Source organism: Streptomyces sp. NPDC093568 (genome assembly GCF_044764945.1).
Taxonomy (GTDB): Bacteria; Actinomycetota; Actinomycetes; order Streptomycetales; family Streptomycetaceae; genus Streptomyces.
The window spans coordinates 1-1,750 of sequence record NZ_JBIWJD010000051.1 but is presented as its reverse complement, the minus strand read 5'-3'; the positions used below and the strand labels follow the sequence as shown (position 1 = coordinate 1,750).

The 1,750-nt window shown below is 68.2% G+C and carries 1 protein-coding gene and 1 pseudogene; both read right to left on the bottom strand.

Features of this window, described 5'->3' with window-relative positions; translation table 11 throughout:
• Positions 1–1,116, bottom strand: a 1,116-nt coding sequence (locus ACIRD7_RS43320; protein WP_403461579.1) for an IS110 family transposase, incomplete at its 3' end; no start/stop codon positions are given.
• Between the two features lie 463 nt (positions 1,117–1,579).
• Positions 1,580–1,750: pseudogene (locus ACIRD7_RS43315) on the bottom strand (helix-turn-helix domain-containing protein); the annotation flags it as partial.

The following is a 1,750-nucleotide window of genomic DNA, read 5'->3' as shown; positions in this document are numbered from 1 at the left end:
GGCGGCGGCGTGCCAGTCTCCTTGCTCGCGTCGGCGCCGGTAGTGGGCGTCCGCGCCGGGAGAGGACCGCAGAGCGGAGAAGGCCCACAGGTAGCCGACATGGTTAAGCCGGTCGTTCTTGACCATGCGACGCCCGACGTGGTGTTTCTTGCCGGACGCGCGGGTGACGGGGGCGGAGCCTGCGTAGGCCTTCAGGCCACGTGCGTCGACGAACCGCTGGCGGTCATCGCCGATCTCGGCCAGCACCCGGGCGCCGAGCTGCATCCCGAGGCCGGGGAAGCTCAAGATGACTTTGCCGTCCGGGTGTTGGAGAAAAGACTCCTCGACCGCCTCGGCGAGCTCGTCAGCAGCGAGGCAGGCGGCTTCCAACTGCCGTAGGAGGGCGGAGACCTGCTTGCCGAGCGCGTCTTCGACCAGCTGCGGCTGGCTCGCGTAGTCGCCGCGGAAGACCTCGCGGAGCCGGTCGGCCTCGGCTTCGATGCCGCGGCTGCGGCCGGCTCGTTTGAGGGCGGATCGGAGCTGGGCGCGGGTGAGCCGGGCGGCCTGGCTCGGGGTAGGGGCGAGCTTGAGCAGTTCGAGGGCTTCAGGACGGCACAGGCCGTTGGTCCATCTGGCGAAGGCGTCCAGGGCAGCGGGGTAGTACTCGCGTAGCAGCGAGCGGAGCTGGTTGGCGATCTGCTGCCGGTTCCAGGTGGCGTCCTGCTGGGCGCGGGCGAGGACGGCAATGGCGCGTGCGAGGTCGGTGTCGGCCGGCAGCGGCCGGTGCATGGGCATATCGGTGCGCAGGATGTTGGCCAGCACCAGAGCGTCGCCAGGGTCGGACTTCTTGCGGGAGACGCCGTGCCGGTCGCGGTAGCGGGCAGCGGCCATCGGATTGATCGCGAAGACCTTCCGATTACCCTGCCGCAGGGCCGCGACCAGGAGGCCACGGCTGGTTTCGATGGCGATCGGGATCGGGTCGTCTTCCGTGTCGCCGTACTCGGCGAGCAGGTCGAGCAGCAGCCGGTAGCCAGCCGCGTTGTCGGTGATGCGGCGCTTGGCCAGCAGCTGTCCGGTGTCGTCGATCAGGGCGACGTCGTGATGCTTCTCAGCCCAGTCGATCCCGCAGTAGATCAAGTTGCTCCTCCCCTTCGGTGCTGGCATCTGCGCTGGTCACGAGCGCATGCGGGCCACGCGGCTCCCTAATTCCAGGACTCTTCGGTCCGACATCTCACAAGCCGTTCGCGGCACCAGCGCGTCCCACCGGCCTCGGTCTTGTCCAGAGCTCGAGGCTCGGGATTGGTAAGAGGTCACCGTGAAACGGGCTCGCACCACCAACTCCAACGAGTGAATACGCCGCGGGTGGTGGCGGCCGTGAAGACGACGAACGTCACCGCTCTACCTAGAGGCCTCGCAGGCCGGGGCTTGTATAGGTTGTCCGCCCGGCGTCCACGCGCCCGCCATCACCTCGAGCACTGGGGCCGTGCGCCGCTCTCAGTGAAGGCCTCATCAGCCTGGGTCCAGGAAGGCGTCACAGTCCCGTACTCGAACAGTCCGGCAGTGCTCCAAGAAGCCGCGCCGGTGCCGCTACCAACGAATTAGGGTCCAGGCAGGCCAGGCCGATCTCATTGAAGCGGTGGATCACGTTCCGTACGGTGTCCTCGTCGGCTTGCACCAGCTGGGCGATCACCGGCACCCGGTTCCCGCCGGCCGAGGCCAGCAGCATCATCGCACGCCGGTAGCGCACCGAGTTGGTGCTGCCACGGCGCAC